This is a genomic window from Geopseudomonas aromaticivorans, assembly GCF_019097855.1.
GTDB classification, from domain to species: Bacteria; Pseudomonadota; Gammaproteobacteria; order Pseudomonadales; family Pseudomonadaceae; genus Geopseudomonas; species Geopseudomonas aromaticivorans.
Genome location: NZ_JAHRGL010000011.1, coordinates 39,175 through 59,077, shown reverse-complemented (window position 1 = coordinate 59,077; position 19,903 = coordinate 39,175). Strand labels below are relative to the sequence as shown.

Genomic DNA, 19,903 nt, shown 5'->3' with positions numbered 1-19,903 from the left:
CCGCGAGGCGATCCTGGCTTCAGCAAGGCCCCACCCCCAGCTCGCCAAGCGCGCCGCGGCCATTGCCCCGCGCGAGCAACGTCAGGTAGTGGTCGTAGCGATAGGTCGGCCCATCGACACAGGCGTAGCTGTCGGCAATGTAACAGTGCCCACAGAGTCCCACAGCGCAGTGCATGCGCCGCTCCACCGACAGCCAGATGCTGTCGACCGCCACCCCGCGCCGCACGCAGGCCTTGGCGATCGCCAGCATGAACCCCTCCGGGCCGCAGCACAGCACCACCTGCGGCACTTCCTCGGCGAACAGGCGGTCCAGCTGGGCCAGCGGCGAGCCGCGCAATGCCTCGGCCCCACCCTGGTCGAGGGTTTCGATCAGCGGCAGCGCCGCTCGCCAGCGCGCCCGTTCACGCTCGAGCACCTGAGCCGCGGCGTGGCGCGCACCGTAGAGCACCCGCACGTGCGGTGGCGCGGGATGGCGCAAGGCTTCCTCGATCCAGCCAGCCAGCGGCGCCAACCCGCAGCCACCGGCAACCACCAGCACGCGCCGCGCGCCGAGCAGCAGCGGCCAGCCCTTGCCGAACGGGCCGCGATAGCCGAACACGGCGCCAGGCGTCCGCTCGAACAGCTGCGCAGTCAGCCGACCGCTGCGCCGGATCAGCGCGCTGAACTCGCCCGCGCCATTCGGCGGGCTGACATAGGTGAACGGCGCCTCGCCCAGCCCCGGCAGGCCGAGCATGAAGAACTGCCCGGGAATCACCGCCCGATCTCCCGCCTGCGGCTGTTCGATGCGCAGGCGAAAGTGCCGGGCCTCCTCGCCGTCGTCGTAGCAATCCAGCAGGCGCAGGGCGCGCGGCGTCAGTTCGAGCATGGTTTCCCTACCTTGTGCATGACGGCATGCACGCCGATGCCGCCGGGGCAGACCTGATCGCAGCGCCCGCAGCCGATGCAGCCGTAGCGACCGAATTCGCGGCGAAAGCCCGCGCCGAACTTGTGCTGCCAGAAGCGCTGCACCCGCTGCCCCGGCGTGGCGCTGGGGTTGTGCCCGCTCGCCTCCTTCTGGAAGCCCTCGTACAGGCACGAATCCCAGACCCGCTCGTGCTGCACGGCCCCACCCGGCAGCTGACGCTCCAACGGGGCGAAGCAGGAGCAGGTCGGGCACACCGTGGTGCAGCCGGAGCAGACCAGACAGCGCAGACCGAGACTGTCCCAGGTCGCGGCATCGACCTGGCCGGCATTGATCGCGGCGATGCCAGCCTGCAGCCATTGCCCGTCGCCCTGCTCGCTCGCCACGCGCTGGCGATTGGCCGCCCGCTCCGCCTGCCAGTCAAGGCCGGCAGGCGGCAGGCCGAGGTCGGCGACCGCCGCGGCACCGGCCGCCGAGGCGGCCAGCAGCAGCCAGCCGGCATCGGTCGGCAGCAGAATCAGGTCGACCGTGCCGGCGCGCACATCCGGGCCGCTGTCGACCAGCGTGCAGAAGCCTTGGCTGCAGCTGCTGCGACAGTCGAGGCCGACCAGCAAGGTCGCCGCACGGCGCGTCTGGTAATGCCCATCGGCGGCGAAGAACTGGTCCTGATAGGCGATGGCGGCCAGGTCGCAGGCATGCAGGCCGAACAGCACCTGCGCCGGCACCGCGGGGGTGCAGGCGACGAAACGCTCGCCCTCGAAGCGGAATATCGCCTCGCGCTCGGCGAAGAAGAACGCCTTGGCCGAGAACGGTGGCGGCTCGCGCTGGGGCACGAAAAGCTGCGCGTCGTCCGCCGCCAGGCACTGCCAGTGCCGCCCGCCCTGGCCGTCCTCGCGTACCTCGTACAGGTTGCGCCCGCCTGCCAGATGGGCACGCAGGCGCTCGACGCTGTCCAGCGCGTAACAGACAGGCTCAAAGGCGGTCATCACCAACCTCCTGGTCCAGTGCAGTTGCCAGACGCGGTGCCACGCCCGGCGGCAGCGGCTCGATGGCCACCGCGCAGGCCTTCAACTCCGGCATCTTGCTCTGCGGGTCCTGGGCGCTGTTGGTGAGGATGTTGCAGGGCGCCTCGCGGAAGTGATACGGCATCGACAGGGTGCCGGGTGGCACGTCGTCGGTGATCTGCGCGCGGGTTTCCAGCGTGCCGCGCCGCGAGCGCAGGCGCACACCCTGGCCGTCCTGCAGGCGCAGGTCGGCGGCGTCCTGTGGGTGGATGAACAGCAGCCCCGCCGGGGTTTCCCGCTCCAGCAGTGGCGACTTGCGGGTCATCGAGCCGCCGCCGTAGTGGAAGTGCAGGCGCTGGGTGGTGAAGAAGAACGGATAGTCGGCATCCGGGCATTCGTCCGGATCGACCTGGCTCACCGGCAGCAGCCGCCCGCGCCCGCGCGGGAAACCCTGTGCATGCAGCAGCGGCGAACCTTGCGGATGGGCCGCATCGCACGGCCAGTGCAGGCCGTGGTGGATATCCAGCGCCGGATAGCTCATGGCGCAGAAGAGCGGCGTCAGCGCGGCCATTTCATCGAAGATGGCCTGGGCATCGGCCCAGATCATCCCCAGATAGCCCATGCGCGCTGCCAGCGCGCCGAGGATCTGCCAGTCGGTCCAGGCCTCGCCGGGCGGGCCGACTGCGCGGCGGATGCGCTGCACCCGCCGCTCGCAATTGGTGAAGGTGCCGTCCTTCTCGGCAAAGGACGCCGCCGGCAGCACCACGTCGGCCAGCTTGGCCGTCTCGGTCATCGTCAGCTCGACCACCACCAGGAAATCCAGGGCGCGCAGGGCGCGCTCGACGTGGTGCTGGTCCGGGTCCGTGAGCACCGGCTCCTCGCCCATAATCATCAGCGCCTTGAAGTCGCCGGCGAGCGCCGCCGTGGTCATGCCCAGCGAAGTCAGGCCGGGCGCCTGCGGCAGCGGCACGCCCCAGGCCTGGGCGAACCTGGCCTGCACCTCTGCGCTCGTGGCCGGCTGATAGCCGGGATAGACGTTGGGCAGGCAACCCATGTCGCAGGCGCCCTGCACGTTGTTCTGCCCGCGCAGCGGGTAGATCCCTGCGCCGGGACGGCCGACCTGGCCGCACACCAGCGCCAGGTTGGAAACCGCCACCACGTTGTTGGTGCCGCTCTGGAACTGGGTGATGCCCATCCCGTAGGCAATGAAGGCCGCCTGGGCATGACTCACCGCCTGCGCCAGCCGCTCCAGCTCGGCCACCGGCACGCCAGTCTGTGCGCTGGTCAGCTCAGGGGTGAGGCCGGCGACATGCTGGCGCAGGATCTCGACGTTCTCGCAGCGTTCGTCGAGGAACGCGCGGTTTTCCCAGCCGTTGGCGAAGATGATCTGCAGCAGGCCGTTGAGCAGGGCGATGTTGCTGCCCAGCCTGAGCTGGATGTGCTGGTCGGCCAGCCGGGCGAGCCGCGTGCGGCGCGGATCGACCACCACCAACCGGGCACCGCGGGCCTGCGCGCGGAGGATGCGCGCGCCGATCATCGCGTGGTTTTCCGTGGTGTCGGTGCCGATCAGCAGGATCAGGTCGGCCGCGTCGATATCGGCGATGCTGCCAGTCATCGCGCCGGAGCCGAGGGTCAGCGACAGGCCGGCCACCGAAGGGCTGTGGCAGATGCGCGCGCAGTGGTCGATGTTGTGGGTGCCGAGCACCGCGCGGGCGAATTTCTGCGCGGCGTAGTTGTCCTCGTTGGTCGCCCGCGCGCAGCTGATCACCCCCACCGCCTCCGGTCCGCTCTCCGCCAGCGCCTGGCGGAAGGCACCGGCCACCCGCCCCAGCGCCTCGTCCCAGCTGGCCGGGCGGAAGCCGCCGGCTTCGCGGATCAGTGGACGGGTCAGACGGTCGGCGGTGTCGATGGCGAAGCTGGTAGACCAGCCCTTGCTGCACAGCTGGCCCTGGCTGACCGGATGGCCCGGCTGCGGCTCGACGCCGATCACCCGACGACCCTCCACCCGCAGCCCTATGCCGCAGCCCACCCCGCAGAACGTGCAAATGCTCGGAACCACCTGCATCGCCGGCACTCCTGCCATGAAATCCCTATCAAGCTAGATCGCCAGACCAGCGGCGAACTTGATCATGGTCAGGAAGCAGCCGTTTTTCGCCGATGACCTAGACTGGAAATTGCTCACCACCCACCTGGCATCCGGGAGAGCTTCTTTTGATACCCGAAAACAGCGCGCCGTCGCTTTCCGCTCGGTGCTCACGCGAGCGCATCAGCTGCCGCGACTGTGCGGTCCGCTCGCATTGTTTTCCGGCCAACCTGCACGGCAGCGAGCTGCAGCAGCTGGACGACATCATCCAGCGCAGCCGGCCGCTGCAAAAAGGCGAGCACCTGTTCGCTGCTGGCGAGTCCTTGCAGCAACTACATGCCGTGCGCACCGGCACCCTCAAGACCTATCTGCTGAGCAGCGAGGGCGAAGAGCAGATCACCGGCTTTCACCTGCCCGGCGATGTGCTCGGCCTCGACGGCCTGGGCGCCTTCAGCCACCCGAGCTTCGCCGTCGCCCTGGAAACCAGCATGGTCTGCAGCATCCCGCTGTCGCGCCTGGAGGAGCTGGCCGGCAGCATCCCGCGCCTGCGCGCCGAGTTGCTGCGGGTCATGAGCGCAGCCATCCATGCCGAGCACGAGCAACTTCGCCTGACCCGCAAGGGCGCCGAGGAGCGCCTGGGCACCTTTCTGCTCGAGCTGTCACAGCGCTTTCGCCAGCGCGGCTATTCCGCGCAGAACTTCATCCTGCCGATGAGCCGCTGCGAGATCGCCAACTACCTGGGCCTGACCAGCGAAACCGTCAGCCGCCTGCTCGCCCGCTACCGCGACCGCGAGCTGGTGGCCATCAGCGGCCGCGAAGTGCGGCTCACCGACATCCGCCGCCTGCAGCAGCTGTGCGGACTGGGCGCGGCCGAGCTGGCAGATGACCCGGCGGCATGAGGCTTGATCAATGTCAATGTGCCACTCCCGGCGCTACTAGCTACTAAAGTTCTACGCACCGTCCATGTCGGACCCAATAGGGAGAAAACCAAGATGGCTCAAAGCGAAAACAAAACCGAAAACCAGATCCCGGTGCAGACCGAAGGCAAGGCGACCACGCAAAATCCCCTCGCCACCGCCCTGCGCCCGCTGGAGAACCTGCGCCGCCAGGTCGACCGCTTGTTCGAGGATTTCGACCGCGGCTGGCATCTGCCGTTTGTCCGCAGCAGCGCCTTCGACCGGGACCCCTTCTGGCGCCGTGAACTGAGCTTCAGCGGCATGCCGGCGGTGGACATCGTCGAGAAGGAGGATGCCTTCGAGATCACCGCCGAACTGCCGGGCATGGACGAAAAGAACATCGAGCTCAAGCTGAGCAACGGCACCCTCACCATCAAGGGCGAGAAGAAGGACGAGCGCGAGGAGAAGAAGAAGGACTACTACCTCTCCGAGCGCCACTACGGCTCCTTCCAGCGCACCTTCGGACTGCCCGAGGGCGTGGATCCCGAGAAGATCGAGGCGCACTTCAGCAAGGGCGTGCTGACCCTGCATCTGCCCAAGAAGCCCGAAGCGCAGAAGCCGGAAAAGACCATCCCGATCAAGACCAGTTGATCGGTCCCGCAAGCCCTGCCTAGCGCAGGGCTTGCTTTATCGCCCCCTTCGACCTTTCGGGTATCGCCGCCATGTCAGCGCTACACCCTTTCCGTGCAGCAGCGAGCTCGCCTGACGGGGCAGATCACCCGACCTACTGGAGTCGGCCAGCCAGCGAATTGCTGGCCGAACTGGGCAGCTCCGACCAGGGTCTGAGCGCGGCGCTGGCGGCCCGGCGCCTGGCCGACAATCGCCCGCCACTGGCCGAACGAGCGCCCGGCTTCCCGCGCCTGCTGCTGGAGCAGTTGCGCAGCCCGCTGGTGCTGATCCTGATCTTTGGCGCCGTCGTCGCACTGGTGGTCCGGGACTGGCTGGATGCCGTGATCATCCTCGCCATCGTGCTGTGCAGTGCCGCGCTCGGCGCCTGGCACGAACGTCGCGCCTCCCATGCCATCGAACAACTGCGCCAGCGCATCGCCGTGCGCGCGCAGGTGCGCCGCGACGGTCAAGTTCGGGAGATTCCCGCCACCGAAGTGGTGCCGGGCGATGTCGTCGAGCTGTCGGCCGGCAGCCTGATCCCGGCCGATGGCGTGTTGCTGGAGGCGCGCAACTGTTTCGTCAGCCAGGGCCTGCTGACCGGGGAAACCTTCCCGGTGGAGAAGCAGCCGGGCACGGTCGCTGCCGGCGCCGCCCTCGCCGAGCGCAACAACTGCCTGTTCATGGGCACTTCGCTGCGCAGCGGCAGCGCCAGCCTGCTGGTGGTCCGCAGCACTGCAGACAGCGAGTTCGGCCGCATTTCCGCCAGCCTGGCCCTGCGCCCGCCGGAAACCGAGTTCGAGCGCGGGCTGCGCCACTTCGGCACCCTGCTCCTGCGCGTGATGCTGGTGATGACCGTGCTGGTGCTGGGGGCCAACATCCTGCTGCAGCGCCCGACCATCGACACTCTGTTGTTCACCATCGCCCTGGCGGTGGGCCTGTCGCCGGAGCTGCTGCCGGCGATCCTCAGCATCACCCTGGCCAAGGGCGCGCAGCGCATGGCTCAGGCCGGGGTGATCGTGCGCCACCTCAACGCCATCGAGAACCTGGGGTCGATGGACGTGCTGTGCACCGACAAGACCGGCACCCTGACCCGTGGCGTGGTGCAGCTGGACGGCGCGCTGGATGCCACCGGCAATCCCGACGCCGGCGTGCTGCATCTGGCCTGGCTGAATGCCCATCTGCAGAGCGGCCTGCGCAACCCGCTGGACGAGGCCATAGTCGCCGCCGCGGGCACGCAGCCGAACGATTACCGCAAGATCGACGAGACCCCCTACGACTTCACCCGCAAGCGCCTCAGCGTACTGGTCCGCGTGGGCGACGCCGGCCCGCTGCAGACCATCACCAAGGGCGCGCTGGACAGCGTGCTCGACATCTGCAGCTGGGTGCGCAACGGCTCGCCGGAGAAGCCGCTCGACGACACCGCCCTGACCGCCATTCGCGAGCGCTATGCGCAGTGGAGCGCCAAGGGCTATCGGGTGCTCGGCCTGGCCTGCAAGACGATGGCCAGCGACGCCCAGAAGGCCGAGGAAAGCGGCCTGACTTTCGTCGGCTTTCTGCTGTTCTTCGATCCGCCCGAACCCGGCGTGCAACAGACCCTGACCGCCCTGCACCACCTGGGCGTACAGGTGAAGGTCATCACCGGCGACAACCAGCTGGTGGCGCGACATGTCGCCGAAGCGGTGGGCCTTGACGTCGAGCGCATCGTCACCGGCGCCGAGCTGACGCAGATGAAGGACGAGGCGCTGCTCAACCTGGCGCCGCGGGTGTCACTGTTCGCCGAGGTCGACCCGAACCAGAAGGAGCGCATCATTCTCGCCCTGCAGAAGACCGGCCATGTGGTCGGCTTCCTCGGCGACGGCATCAACGACGCACCGGCCCTGCACTGTGCCGATGTCGGCATCTCGGTCGACAATGCGGTGGATGTGGCCAAGGAAGCCGCCGACTTCGTGCTGCTCAAGCACGACCTTGACGTGCTGCGCCAGGGCATCGACGAGGGCCGGCACACCTTCGCCAACACCCTCAAGTACATCTTCATCACCACCAGCGCCAATTTCGGCAACATGATCAGCATGGCGGTGGCCTCGCTGTTCCTGCCGTTCCTGCCACTGCTGGCCAAGCAGGTCCTGCTCAACAACTTCCTCTCCGACATCCCGGCAGTGGGCATCGCCAGTGATCGGGTCGACCGCGAGTGGGAGCGCACGCCACACCGCTGGGACCTGCGCATGGTGCGCAACTTCATGATCGGCTTCGGCCTGGTCAGCAGCCTGTTCGACCTGCTCACCTTCGGCGTGCTGCTGTGGTTCGCCGGCGAGGTTGCCGAGCTGTTCCGCACCGGCTGGTTCGTCGAGTCGCTGCTCACCGAAATCCTGATCATCTTCGTGGTACGCACCTGGAAGCCCTGCTGGCGCAGCCGTCCCGGCCGCCTGTTGCTGGGCACCTCGCTGGCGATCATCGCCGTCACCATCGCCCTGCCCTACAGCCCGCTGGCGGTCTGGTTCGGCCTGGTGCCGCTGCCCCCCATGCTGCTGCTGGCCCTGCTCGGTATCTGCCTGCTGTACGCAGGCGCCTCGGAGCTGTTCAAGCACTACTTCTACCGGCACCACCAGCACCCCACCGGCCGCGCCCGTCGCCAGCGCGGACAGCCGGTCACGCGGCACTGAGCGCTTGCGGCTGGACGCCTATCGAAATGCCGCCGGTGATCTTTAATCAATCAGTGACGACCATCGGAAAGCCCAAGGCAAAGGAGGCCCACCGTGCCGCCCCCGCATGAACTGACCGCCCAACAGCTCTACCACGCCTGCGACGTGGCGGAGCTGGGCTGCGACAGCACCAGCGACCTGCCCGACCTGGAGGCCAGCCTCGGCCAGGAGCGGGCCCTGGCGGCGTTGAACTTCGGCGTCGGCATCCAGCACGAGGGCTACAACCTGTATGTGATGGGCTCGCCGGGGCTGGGCAAGCACGCCATCGTCCGTCACCTGCTCAGTCAGCAGGCCGCCCAGATCGCGCCGCCCAGCGACTGGTGCTACATCAACAATTTCCGTGCCCCGCACAAGCCCCGCGTGCTGCGCCTGCCGGCCGGCACCGGCACTGACCTGCAGGCCGACATGCGCACGCTGGTACGCAGCCTGCTGGTGGCGCTGCCGGCAGCGTTCGACAGCGACGAGTACCGTAACGCCATGCAGGGCCTCAAGGACAAGTTCAAGGCCCGCGAGGAGGAACTGTTCGGCAGCGTCGACAGCCAGGCCCGCGCCGCCGGGATCATCCTGCTGCGCACCCCGGCCGGCTTCACCCTGGCGCCGCTGAAGGACGGCGAGGTGCTGGATGCCGAGGCCTTCGACAAGCTGCCGGCCGAGGAGAAGCAGCAGATCGAGGAGCACACCGAGCGCATCCGCCAGGTACTGCGCCAGGCCCTGCAGCAGGGCGCCGCCGCCAGCCGCGAGCACGACCAGCAGGTCGAGCAGCTCAACGAGGCGGTCACCCGTGCCACGGTCGAGCGCCAGTTCATCGATCTGGAAGCGCGCTACTCCAGACTCGCCGAAGTCGCCGCCTTCCTCGCCGAGGTCAAGCTCGACATCGTCGAGAAGGGGCTGGAGATCTTCGGCTCGGCGCCGGCGGAGAAACTGCTCGACCGCCAGCGCCTGACCCCGTTCAACCGCTACTTCGTCAACGTGCTGGTGGACAACGGCGGCAGCCAGGGCGCGCCGCTGGTCTACGAGGACTACCCGAGCTACCAGAACCTGATCGGGCGCATCGAGCACCAGGCGCAGATGGGCACCCTGCATACCGACTTCACCCTGATCAAGGGCGGCGCCCTGCACCGCGCCAACGGCGGCTACCTGCTGCTCGACGCGCGCAAGCTGCTGACCACGCCGTTCGCCTGGGAGGCGCTCAAGCGCGCGCTGCAGGCCCGCGAGCTGCGCATCCAGTCGCTGGAGCAGATCCTCAGCCTGGCCAGCACCATCTCCCTGGAGCCCGACCCGATCCCGCTGGAGGTGAAGGTCGTGCTGATCGGCGACCGCCTGCTCTACTACCTGCTGACCCAGTACGATCCCGAGTTCCCCCTGCTGTTCAAGGTCGAGGCCGATTTCGCCGAGGACCTGCCGCGCAGCGCGGACAACACCCGGCTGTACGCGCAGCTGATCGCCACCCTGCAGCGCCGCGAGCAACTGCGCCCGCTGGACGGCCCCGCAGTGGCGCGGCTGATCGAGCAGGCCGCGCGCGCGGCGGCCGACGGCGAGAAGCTGTCGCTGCACCTGCAGGACCTGCTCGACCTGATGCGCGAAGCCGACTACTGGGCCGGCCAGCAGCAGCGGGCGCAGGTGCGCCGCGAGGACGTCGAGCGGGCGGTGCGCGAACGCCTGTACCGCGCCGACCAGCTGCGTGAGCGTCTGCTCGAGGCCGCCCTGCGCGACCTGCGCCACATCGACAGCACCGGCCAGTGCGTGGCGCAGATCAACGGCTTGGCGGTGCTGCAACTGGGCGCCCACGCCTTCGGCCATCCGGCGCGAATCAGCGCCACGGCGCGCCTGGGCGACGGTAAGGTGATCGACATCGAGCGCGAGGTGGAGCTGGGCGGCGCGCTGCACTCCAAGGGCGTGCTGATACTTTGCGCCTACTTGGCCAGCCGCTTCGGCGGCAGCCAGCCACTGTCGTTTTCGGCCAGTCTGGTGTTCGAGCAGTCCTATGGCGGCATCGATGGCGACAGCGCCTCGGCCGCCGAGCTGTGCGTGCTGCAGTCGGCGCTGGCCGACCTGCCGCTGCGCCAGGACCTGGCCATCACCGGCTCGGTGGACCAGCACGGGCGCATGCAGGTGATCGGCGGGGTCAACGAGAAGATCGAGGGCTTCTTCGATCTGTGCGCCGCCCGCGGCCTCTCCGGCAGCCAGGGAGTGATCATTCCGCAAGGCAACATCAAACACCTGATGCTGCGCCGCGAGGTGGTGGACGCGGTGGCCGGCGGGCGCTTCCACGTACATGCGGTGGAGCACGCCGAGCAGGCCATGGCGCTGCTCACCGGCCTGCCCGCCGGCGTCGCCGACGCCCAGGGCCAGTTCCCCGCCGGGACGATCAACGGCGCAGTGCAGCGGCGGCTGCGCGAGTTGAGCGAGCTGCGTCAGCGCTATGCTCATCCACAGTCAGACGGCCCTGCCGGCAACGGGCAGGCCGATAAGTGAACCGAGGGAGATACCCACTCCGAAGTCCGGCGGCGGGCTTACCGCCGCAAGGTAGGCAGCCATGGCCAGCGTGGAAAACCCGCTCAGCCTGTTCCTCCTCGGCGATGTCATGCCGGCCCGTGGCATCGACCAGATCCTGCCGCACCCCGGCGATCCGCGGCTGTACGAGGACTACGTGCACGACGCCCGCGACTACGTGGTGCTGGCCGAGCAGCGCTGCGGCCCCATCGAGCGGCCGGTGGACTTCGCCTATGTCTGGGGCGACGCCTTGGCCGAGCTGCAGCGCCGCCAGCCACAGATACGCCTGATCAATCTGGAAACCGCAGTGACCCGCCACGGCCGACCGGAGCCCAAGGGCATCAACTACCGCATGACCCCGGAGAACTTCCCGCTGCTGCGCGCTGCCGGAATCAACTGCTGCACCCTGGCCAACAACCATGTGCTGGACTGGGGCGAGGTCGGCTTGCGCGACACCCTGGACACCCTCACGGCCCATGGCATGCCCTGGGCCGGCGCCGGTTTCGACCGAGCCAGTGCCGAAGCACCGGCGGTGCTGGCGCTGCCGGAGGGGCGGCGCCTGCTGGTGTTCGCCTTCGGTCTACCGGACAGCGGCATTCCCTCGTGGTGGGCGGCCGGCCCGCATCAGCCGGGGGTGGCGCGACTGGACGACCTGTCGCCGCGCAGCCTGGCCCATGTGGCCGGCTTGATCCGCGCCGCGCGGCAGAGTGGCGACCGCGTGCTGGTATCGCTGCACTGGGGCGACAACTGGGACTTTGCCGTCCCCGCCGAACAGCGCGCCTTCGCCCACGGCCTGATCGAGCAGGCCGGTGTCGACCTGGTCAACGGCCACTCCTCGCACCATATCAAGGGTATCGAGGTACACCGTCAGCGACTGATCCTCTATGGCTGCGGCGACCGCCTCAACGACTACGAAGGCATCGAGGGCCATGACGCCTTTCGCGGCGAACTGGGGCTGCTGTATTTCGTCCGCCTGCACGACGACGGCCGCCTGCTTGGCCTGGACATGGTGCCGACGCGCCTGCAGCGCCTGCGCATCAACCTGGCCGAAGGCGCCGATCGCCGCTGGCTGTTCGACACCCTCGCCCGCGAATGCGCCACCTTCGGCTGCGGCATCCGTCAGCAGATCGACGGCAGCTTCGCCCTGACTTGGCCACGGGGCGCGCCATGAGCGTGAGCAACGCCGAGATCGCCGCCGTGCTCGAGGAGATCGCCGACATTCTCGAACTGGAAGAAGCCAACCCGTTCCGCATCCGTGCCTACCGCAACGCCGCGCGCACCCTGCAGGCCTTCGCCCCGGACATCGCCGGCCTGCTTGCCAGTGGCCAGGCGCTGCCCAAGCTGCCTGGCATCGGCGAGGACCTGGCGGGCAAGATCGGCGAAATTGCCAGCACCGGAAGTTGCGCCATCCTGCAGCGCCTGCGCGGCGAGGTGCCGGCCGGTCTGCGCGAACTGCTCAAGGTGTCTACCCTGGGGCCGCGACGAGTCGCCCGCCTGTGGCACGAACTGGGCATCCAGACCCCGGCCGAGCTGCAGCAGGCCGCCCGCGCAGGACGCATCCGCCAGCTGCACGGCTTCGGCGAGCAGACCGAGGAGCGCCTGCTGCAAGCGGTCGAACTGCTGCTGCACACCCCGCAGCGCTGGCTGCTGAACCGGGTCGCGCCGATTGCCGAACGCCTGGTCGCCGAGCTGGGCAAGGTGCCCGGGGTGATCGAGGTAGCGACCGCCGGCAGCTTCCGCCGGTGCCGCGACACGGTCGGCGATCTGGACATCCTGGTCAGCGCACGGCGCGGCAGCCCGGCGATCCAGCGCCTGACCGGCGATACCGAGGTCGGCCGCGTGCTGGCCGCCGGCACCACCCGCGCCAGCGTGCTGCTGCATTCCGGCCTGCAGGTCGACCTGCGCCTGCTCGCGCCGCCGTCCTGGGGGGCAGGGCTGCTCTACCTGACCGGCAGCAAGGCGCACAACATCGCCCTGCGGCGCATGGCCCAGGGGCGCGGGCTGAAGATCAGCGAATACGGCGTCTATCGCGGCAAGCAGCGCATCGCCGGCGACAGCGAGGAGGCGATGTACCAGGCCCTCGGCCTACCGTGGATCGCCCCGGAGCTGCGCGAAGGCCGCGGCGAGATCGAGGCAGCGTTGGCCGGCACGCTGCCCACGCTGGTGGAGCTGGGCGATCTGCGTGGCGACCTGCACGCCCATACCCGCGCCAGCGACGGACGCAACACCCTCGAGGAAATGGCCACCGCCGCCCAATCCGCCGGGCTGGAATACCTGGCGATCACCGACCACTCCCACCGCCTGGCCATCACCCACGGCCTGGATGCCGACGGGCTGGCCCGGCAGATCGAACAGATCGACGCGCTAAACGAGCAGCTCGTCGGCATCACCCTGCTCAAGGGCATCGAGGTGGACATCCTTGAGGACGGCAGCCTGGATCTGCCGGACGCCATCCTCGGCCGCCTCGACCTGGTGGTCGGCGCCGTGCACAGTGCCTTCAATCTCGCCAAGGAGCAGCAGACGCGCCGCCTGCTGCGCGCCATGGAGCACCGGCATTTCAGCATCCTCGCCCACCCCAGCGGGCGGCTGCTGGGCGAGCGACCACCGATCAACTGCGATTTCACGGCCCTGATCGCCGCCGCTCGCCAGCGCGGCTGCGCGCTGGAGCTCAACGCGCAAGCCGAACGCCTCGATCTCGACGACCTGCACTGCCGCGAGGCCCGGGATGCCGGTGTGCCCATCGCCATCAGCTCCGACGCCCACCGCACGCTGGATTTCGCCGGCCTGCGCTTCGGCATCGGCCAGGCCCGCCGCGGCTGGCTGGAGGCGAAGGACGTGCTGAACACCCGACCATTGGCGGAGCTGCGCCGCTGGCTCAAGCGCTGACACCGCCCCTCGGCCTGCGCGCTGCGCCATGAAAAATGCCGCTCACCCGGAACAGGTGAGCGGCATTCTCGCTACATGCGCAAGTGTGCGGTCAGGCCATCAGGCCGACAGCTCCACCAGCAGCTTGTTCAGGCGCTGCACGTAGGCGGCCGGATCCTTCAGGCTGTCGCCGGCAGCCAGCGCCGCCTGGTCGAAGAGGATGTGCGACAGGTCGGCAAAGCGGTTCTCGTCGGCCTCGGCATCCAGCTTCTCGATCAGCGGGTGGGCCGGGTTGATCTCGAAGATCGGCTTGGATTCGGGCACCTTCTGCCCGCTGGCCTCGAGGATCTGACGCATCTGCAGGCCGAGATCCTGCTCGCCGATGGCGAGGATCGCCGGCGAGTCGGTCAGGCGGTGGGACACGCGCACCTCGGCCACCTGCTCGCCCAGCGCACTCTTCAGCCGCTCGACCAGCCCTTCCTTGGCCTTGGCCACCTCTTCCTGGGCCTTCTTGTCCTCTTCCGAGTCCAGCTTGCCCAGGTCCAGGTCGCCGCGGGCGACGTCGACCAGCTGCTTGCCGTCGAACTCGGTGAGGTAGCTCATCAGCCACTCGTCGATGCGGTCGGTGAGCAGCAGCACCTCGATGCCCTTCTTGCGGAACACCTCCAGGTGAGGGCTGTTCTTGACCTGGGCATAGGACTCGCCGGTGAGGTAGTAGATCTTGTCCTGGCCTTCCTTCAGGCGGCCGAGGTAGTCGGCCAGCGCCACGCTCTGCTCGCCGCTGGCATCGGAAGTCGACGCGAAGCGCAGCAGGCCGGCGATCTTCTCCTTGTTGGCGAAGTCTTCCGCCGGACCTTCCTTGAGCACCTGGCCGAAGGCCTTCCAGAAGGTCTTGTAGTCGTCCGGCTTGTCCTTGGCCAGCTTCTCCAGCATGTCCAGCACGCGCTTGGTCAGCGCCGACTTCATCGAGTCGATCACCGGGCCGGACTGCAGGATCTCGCGGGAGACGTTCAGCGACAGGTCGTTGGAGTCGACCACACCCTTGATGAAGCGCAGGTACAGCGGCAGGAACTGGTCGGCCTGGTCCATGATGAACACGCGCTGCACGTAGAGCTTGAGGCCCTTGGGCGCTTCGCGCTGGTACAGGTCGAACGGCGCCTTGCCCGGCACGTAGAGCAGCGAGGTGTACTCGAGCTTGCCCTCGACCTTGTTGTGGCTCCAGGACAGCGGGTTCTCGAAGTCGTGGGCGACGTGCTTGTAGAACTCCTGGTATTCCTCGTCCTTCACCTCGCTGCGCGGACGAGTCCACAGCGCGCTGGCGCGGTTGACGGTTTCCCACTCCACGTCGGCCGGCTTTTCTTCACCGAACTGCTCTTTCGGCAGCTCGATCGGCAGGGCGATGTGGTCGGAGTACTTCTTGATGATGTTGCGCAGGCGCCAGCCGTCGGCGAACTCGGTTTCGTCGGCCTTCAGGTGCAGGACGATGCGGGTACCGCGCTCGGCCTTGTCGATGGCGGCGATGTCGAACTCGCCCTCGCCCTTTGAGCTCCAGTGCACACCCTCGCTGGCCGGCAGGCCGGCGCGGCGGCTGTAGACGTCGACCTGGTCAGCGACGATGAACGCCGAATAGAAGCCGACGCCGAACTGGCCGATCAGCTGCGAATCCTTCTTCTGGTCGCCGGAGAGGTTCTTGAGGAAGTCGGCAGTGCCGGACTTGGCGATGGTGCCGAGGTGCGAGATGACATCGTCGCGGCTCATGCCGATGCCGTTGTCCTCGAGGGTGACGGTGCGGGCGTCCTTGTCGAAGCTGACGCGGATCTTCAGCGGGTCGCCACCTTCGAGCAGTTCCGGCTGGGCCAGCGCCTCGAAACGCAGCTTGTCGGCGGCGTCGGAGGCGTTGGAGATCAGTTCCCGCAGGAAGATCTCCTTGTTCGAATACAGGGAATGGATCATCAGCTGAAGCAGCTGCTTCACTTCAGTCTGAAAACCCAGGGTCTCTTTGCGAGTCTCCACGCTCATGAATGCGAACTCCACGGATGACAGGCCGCGTGTGCGGCGAATGCCATGGATATGGAGACTTCGTCCGGGATTTCAAGGGCTTGGCACCCGCGGCCGGAAAATCAGGGCTCCAACAGCTCGATCTGCGTCACTTCGCTCGAGCGCAGCAGGAAGCTGGCCTCGCCCTGCCCGCCGAGGGCATGCTGGATCACCAGCCGCCCCTCCGCATTGATGCCGTCGAAGCGCCCCTCCGCGCTGCGGCCACGCTCGGTCATCACCCGCACCCGCGCGCCCAGGTAACGCCCCGGGCGATCCAGCAGGCTCTCGAGGGAAAAACCGATGCGCCGGTCGAGCGGCCGCTCCTCGCCACGCACCACCGTGGTCGGCACCGGCGCCGTGCGCAGCAGGTCGTCCTCGCTGGGCGGCGGCAGGGCCGGCGCCTGATCGCCCTGGACCCGCCAGCCCTGCAGGTCGCTGCGCACGAGGGTCAGTGGCATCCGCCTGGCCACCCCGGCAATGCGCGCCTCCACGTCGAGATCGAGCTGGTGGCTGTCCAGATCCATGGGCGGTAGCGGGGCGAGTTCGACGGCCCGGGTCCGCGTATTGCGCTGCAGATAGTCGACGATCAGCCACTCGAGGGTTGCCTGCGAGTTGTGCCGGGTGTCGACACGTCCGTTGCGATAACGCAGGTCACTGGTATAGAGCTCCACCTTGCCACTCAGCGAGGTGCGGTAGCCGGACGGCAGCACCAGATGGAAGTCGCCACGCAGCAGGTTCGGCTCGGCACTCTTGAGATCCAGGTGCAGGGTGTAGCCACTGATGACCCGTCGCGTCTCGGGCAGATCGTGGTCAGGCAGCAACCAGCTGAGTTCGATCGCCGGCAGGTTGTCGCGATCATCGGGTAGCACGTTGAGCTGCAGATCGCCGCTCGGCTGGCTGGGCAGACGGATGCTCAGCTCGCGGCGGGCGAAGAAATCGTCGCCTTCGCGCAGGATCAGGGTGCCGTCGATCAACTCGCCCAGTTCGGGAGCGAAGGGCTTGCCGTTGAATTCGCCGCGCAGCTGGATGTCCAGCTCGCGGGCCACTTTGGCCTCCGGCTCCAGCCAGCGCAGGCTGAGGATGGCGGCGAGGCGGTCGGCGTCGTGGCTGGCCAGCAGAGTCAGGCCGACCACCAGAGGAATGCAGCCCATGCCCATCAGCGTCACCGAGCTGCGCGCACGCTGCCAGTGCCGCACGATGAACAGCAAGGGCAATGGCGGCAGCAGGCTGCCCACGCCCCACAGCAGGCTGGTGGAAAAAGCCTGCACCACCAACCAGACCATCCCGAACAGGATCAGCAGCAGGCCACCGACGATCAGCAGAGCATCCATCAGACAAACATCCACAAACGACGAAAACAAAGGAGGGAGCGCATCACGACTCTTCCACCTTGAGTCATTGATGGTGACGGATGATACCCGCCAGCCTCCACAGTCCAAAGTGACCATTACTCACAAATGCTCGACTCGCTGAACTTTTATCTGTCATGGCGCTCAAATAGTTTGATTGAAGTATTCAGTGAAATCCGACGTGGTTCATGAACGGCATGAATCTCCATCGGGTGACTGGCCGTTGGATTACCGGTTTTGCAAAAGCACCAATGCTGCGCTACATACTTAATCGGTACTCGCAACTCTCATGACATGGACACTCCCTAGGAGCAACAAAATGCAAAAACCGCTGACCTACGCCCTGCTGCTCGCCGCCACCCTCGGTCTGGCCGCCTGCGGCGACCAAGCCGACAAGAAAGCGGAATCGGCAGCTGGCTCGGCCCCGCAACCTACCCAGTCGATAGGCGAGGCTGCCAAGAAGGCCACCGATGCCGCGAAGGAGGCCGGTGCCGTCGTCGAGCAGAAGGCTGCCGAAGTGACCGAGCAAGCAGCGGGCGCCGTGAAAGACGCCGGCGCTGCCGTCGAGCAGAAAGCTGCTGAAGTCCAGCAGGAGGCTGGCAAGGTCGAAGAAGAGAAGAAGTAAGGCCTGACACAAAACCGCCCTGCCCTACCCGAAGAAACGGTGTAGCGGCAGGGCGGTTTTTTTTGCCTGCTGAAAAAGCCGGCCGATCTCGGCACACGCTCGGGAGTAGTACTCGCTCCCGGCCCCCACCGCTTCCTACTCCCCCTGCCCCTGCCTCGACTGACCTAACTCGAGCGGGCTATAGACCATCACAGCCAGCACGTCGGAGTGAAATTCGCGGCGATACAGGACAAACACCACTCCGGCGGTGGCTAGCATGTAGAACCAGGGATTGATGAACCAGGCCAGGGTCGCCAAACCGAAATAGTAGGAACGCAGACCAAAGTTGAACTGGTTGGCCGCCATCGAGATCACCCGTGCCGTGCGCTCGGCATAGGACTTGCGCTCCTGCTCGGTGACCTGCTCCTCGGTGAGCATCGGTGCCGCCCCGACCATCATTGCCGCAAAGTTGTACTGGCGCATGCACCAGGTGAAGGTGAAGAAGGAGTAGATGAACACCATCGCCACGGCAATGATCTTGACCTCGGCGACCTCGCGACTGACCGCCTGCACGAACGGCAATTCGGCCAGCACCGACACCGCCCGCTCGGTAGAGCCGAGCACGGTCAGGACACCAGCCAGGATGATCAGGGTGCTGGAGGCGAAGAACGAGGCATTGCGCTCCAGATTGCCGATCACGTTGGCGTCGGCAATGCGGTTGTCGCGCATCAGCAGGCGGCACATCCAGTCATGCCGATACAGGTGCAGGACGCTGGCCAGGCAGGGCGTACTCCCGCCCTTCCAGATCGCGTAGCGGGTGTACCCCCACCAGCACAGGACGAACCAGGAAACCGCGATGAGATGAGGCAAGTGTTGCTCGTATGGCATGACAACTCCTTGAAAGTCCGGCCAATTATATCTGGCCGAAATACCGCGGTCAGTGCCCGAAGCAACCACAAGTGGATCTCAGGCCTGCGGCCTGCCCTTGGCCCGGTCGATCACAGCCACTACCAGCAACGTGACCAGCACAGGCAACAGCCAGCCCAAGCTGTACTCGGCCAGGGGCAGGCGAGCGAGGAAGGCCGGCATTGCCGCCGTGAAGCCTGCCGCAACCAACCCGTCGCTCGCCCCGAACAGCAGGGTCACCGCCATCACCGGCACGAACACCCTCGGGGGGTGACACCACAGCCGATCGGCGAGACTGAGCAGCACCAGCACGATGGCCAGCGGGTAGAGACTGACCAATACCGGCAGCGACACGCTGATCAACTGGGTCAGGCCCTGGTTGGCCAGCAGCAGGCTGAACACGCTGGCCAGCACCACCACCGTGCGGTAGGGCAAGCCGAACTGGCTGCGAAAGAACTCGCCGCACGCGGCGATCAGCCCCACGGCAGTGGTCAGACAAGCCAGGGTGATGACCAGTGCCAGCAGCAACTCGCCGGGCATGCCGAAGGTGTGCTGTACATAGGTGGTGAGAATCTGCACACCGTTCTGCGCATCGGCGGCGATGCCCTGGCTGGTAGCACCGAGACGGAACAGCGCCAGATACACCAGCGCCAGGCCGGTAGCGGCGATCAGCGCAGCCATGATCGAGTAGCGCGTGACCCGATGCGCCATGTCGACGCCATGATCGCGGATTGCCGTGGCGATCACGATGCCGAACACCAGCGCACCCAGGGTATCCATGGTCAGGTAGCCCTGGAGGAAGCCCTGCAGCAGCGGCGCCTGCTGATAGGCAGGAGCAATGCTGCTGCCGACCTCGCCGGCGGGAGCGAACACCGCCGCGCCGCCCAGCAACAACAGGCCGACAATCAGTACCGGGGTGATCAGCTTGCCGACGCGTTCGAGCAGCCGCCCCGGATTGAGGACGAGAAACAGCACGGCGGCAAAATACGCCAGCGTATACAGCCCCAGCGGCAGGGGGGCGTTGCCGGTGAAGGCCGCCATGCCCATCTCGAAGGACACCACCGCAGTCCGCGGGGTGGCGAACAGCGGACCGATAGCCAGATACACCGCGACGGCAAATACCAGTCCGACGCGCCGTCCCAATGGCGCGGTGAGCCGCGCCATGCCGCCACCCACGCGCGCGAGTGCCACCACGGTAAGCAGCGGCAGGCCAACCGCCGTGAGCAGGAAGCCCAGCGCCGCACTCCACACCGATGCGCCGGCAGCCATGCCGACACTCGGTGGAAAGATGATGTTGCCCGCCCCGAGGAACAGCGCGAAGGTCATGAAGCCGAGCCCCAGGACGTCGGCGGTTTTCAGATGATTCATGCACTCAACCAGACAGAGAAGTCGTAACC

General features: G+C 67.2%; 13 protein-coding genes and 1 pseudogene. 7 read left to right on the top strand and 7 right to left on the bottom strand.

All coding sequences use genetic code 11. The annotated features are described in order from the left end of the window. Positions 1-19: 19 nt before the first annotated feature. The 3 genes from KRX52_RS04095 to fdhF are packed head-to-tail and all read right to left on the bottom strand — an operon-like array spanning position 20 to position 3,970. The gene (locus tag KRX52_RS04095) at positions 20-865 is read right to left on the bottom strand and encodes an iron-sulfur cluster-binding protein (RefSeq protein ID WP_217679893.1); all 846 of its coding nucleotides are present in this window, start codon (positions 863-865) and stop codon (positions 20-22) included. Continuing rightward, positions 853-1,887, bottom strand: a complete 1,035-nt coding sequence (locus tag KRX52_RS04090; protein WP_217679892.1) for a 4Fe-4S dicluster domain-containing protein — start codon at positions 1,885-1,887, stop codon at positions 853-855. Before KRX52_RS04090 ends, KRX52_RS04095 begins: the two co-directional genes overlap by 13 nt. Further along, positions 1,874-3,970: a formate dehydrogenase subunit alpha gene (gene fdhF, locus KRX52_RS04085; protein WP_217679891.1), complete on the bottom strand. Its 2,097-nt coding sequence runs from the start codon at positions 3,968-3,970 to the stop codon at positions 1,874-1,876. Before fdhF ends, KRX52_RS04090 begins: the two co-directional genes overlap by 14 nt. Before the next feature lie 146 nt (positions 3,971-4,116). On the opposite strand from fdhF, the gene fnr reads away from it, so the two are divergent. The 6 genes and pseudogenes from fnr (at position 4,117) to polX (ending at position 13,631) form a co-directional block, all read left to right on the top strand. After that, positions 4,117-4,887: a fumarate/nitrate reduction transcriptional regulator Fnr gene (gene fnr / locus KRX52_RS04080; RefSeq protein ID WP_254797387.1), complete on the top strand. Its 771-nt coding sequence runs from the start codon at positions 4,117-4,119 to the stop codon at positions 4,885-4,887. Between the two features lie 93 nt (positions 4,888-4,980). Then, complete coding sequence (locus tag KRX52_RS04075; protein ID WP_217679890.1) at positions 4,981-5,535, top strand: Hsp20/alpha crystallin family protein; 555 nt, start codon at positions 4,981-4,983, stop codon at positions 5,533-5,535. A gap of 92 nt (positions 5,536-5,627) precedes the next feature. Beyond that, positions 5,628-8,213 (top strand): annotated as a pseudogene (gene mgtA, locus KRX52_RS04070) (magnesium-translocating P-type ATPase); the annotation flags it as partial. 93 nt (positions 8,214-8,306) lie between these two features. Beyond that, a complete protein-coding gene (locus tag KRX52_RS04065) occupies positions 8,307-10,727 on the top strand; it encodes a Lon protease family protein (RefSeq protein ID WP_217679888.1) in 2,421 nt (806 codons plus the stop codon). 61 nt (positions 10,728-10,788) lie between these two features. Continuing rightward, positions 10,789-11,916: a CapA family protein gene (locus KRX52_RS04060; protein ID WP_217679887.1), complete on the top strand. Its 1,128-nt coding sequence runs from the start codon at positions 10,789-10,791 to the stop codon at positions 11,914-11,916. After that, positions 11,913-13,631, top strand: coding sequence for a DNA polymerase/3'-5' exonuclease PolX (gene polX, locus KRX52_RS04055; protein WP_254797386.1), 1,719 nt, complete (start codon positions 11,913-11,915; stop codon positions 13,629-13,631). The genes KRX52_RS04060 and polX overlap by 4 nt, the downstream gene beginning before the upstream one ends. 99 nt (positions 13,632-13,730) lie before the next feature. Here the strand turns inward: polX and htpG are convergent, their stop codons facing one another. After that, positions 13,731-15,629 (bottom strand): molecular chaperone HtpG, encoded by a 1,899-nt coding sequence (htpG, locus tag KRX52_RS04050; protein WP_217679885.1) that lies wholly within the window; start codon positions 15,627-15,629, stop codon positions 13,731-13,733. Positions 15,630-15,730: 101 nt separating this feature from the next. Beyond that, positions 15,731-16,978: an MFS transporter gene (locus KRX52_RS04045; protein ID WP_217679884.1), complete on the bottom strand. Its 1,248-nt coding sequence runs from the start codon at positions 16,976-16,978 to the stop codon at positions 15,731-15,733. Between the two features lie 337 nt (positions 16,979-17,315). Between KRX52_RS04045 and KRX52_RS04040 the strand changes: the two genes are divergently transcribed. Next, positions 17,316-17,621, top strand: a complete 306-nt coding sequence (locus tag KRX52_RS04040) for a hypothetical protein (protein WP_217679883.1) — start codon at positions 17,316-17,318, stop codon at positions 17,619-17,621. A gap of 135 nt (positions 17,622-17,756) precedes the next feature. Here the strand turns inward: KRX52_RS04040 and KRX52_RS04035 are convergent, their stop codons facing one another. After that, positions 17,757-18,488, bottom strand: coding sequence for a DUF599 domain-containing protein (locus KRX52_RS04035; RefSeq protein ID WP_217679882.1), 732 nt, complete (start codon positions 18,486-18,488; stop codon positions 17,757-17,759). A 78-nt stretch (positions 18,489-18,566) separates the two neighbouring features. Then, complete coding sequence (gene brnQ / locus KRX52_RS04030) at positions 18,567-19,874, bottom strand: branched-chain amino acid transport system II carrier protein (protein WP_217679881.1); 1,308 nt, start codon at positions 19,872-19,874, stop codon at positions 18,567-18,569. Positions 19,875-19,903: the final 29 nt, after the last annotated feature.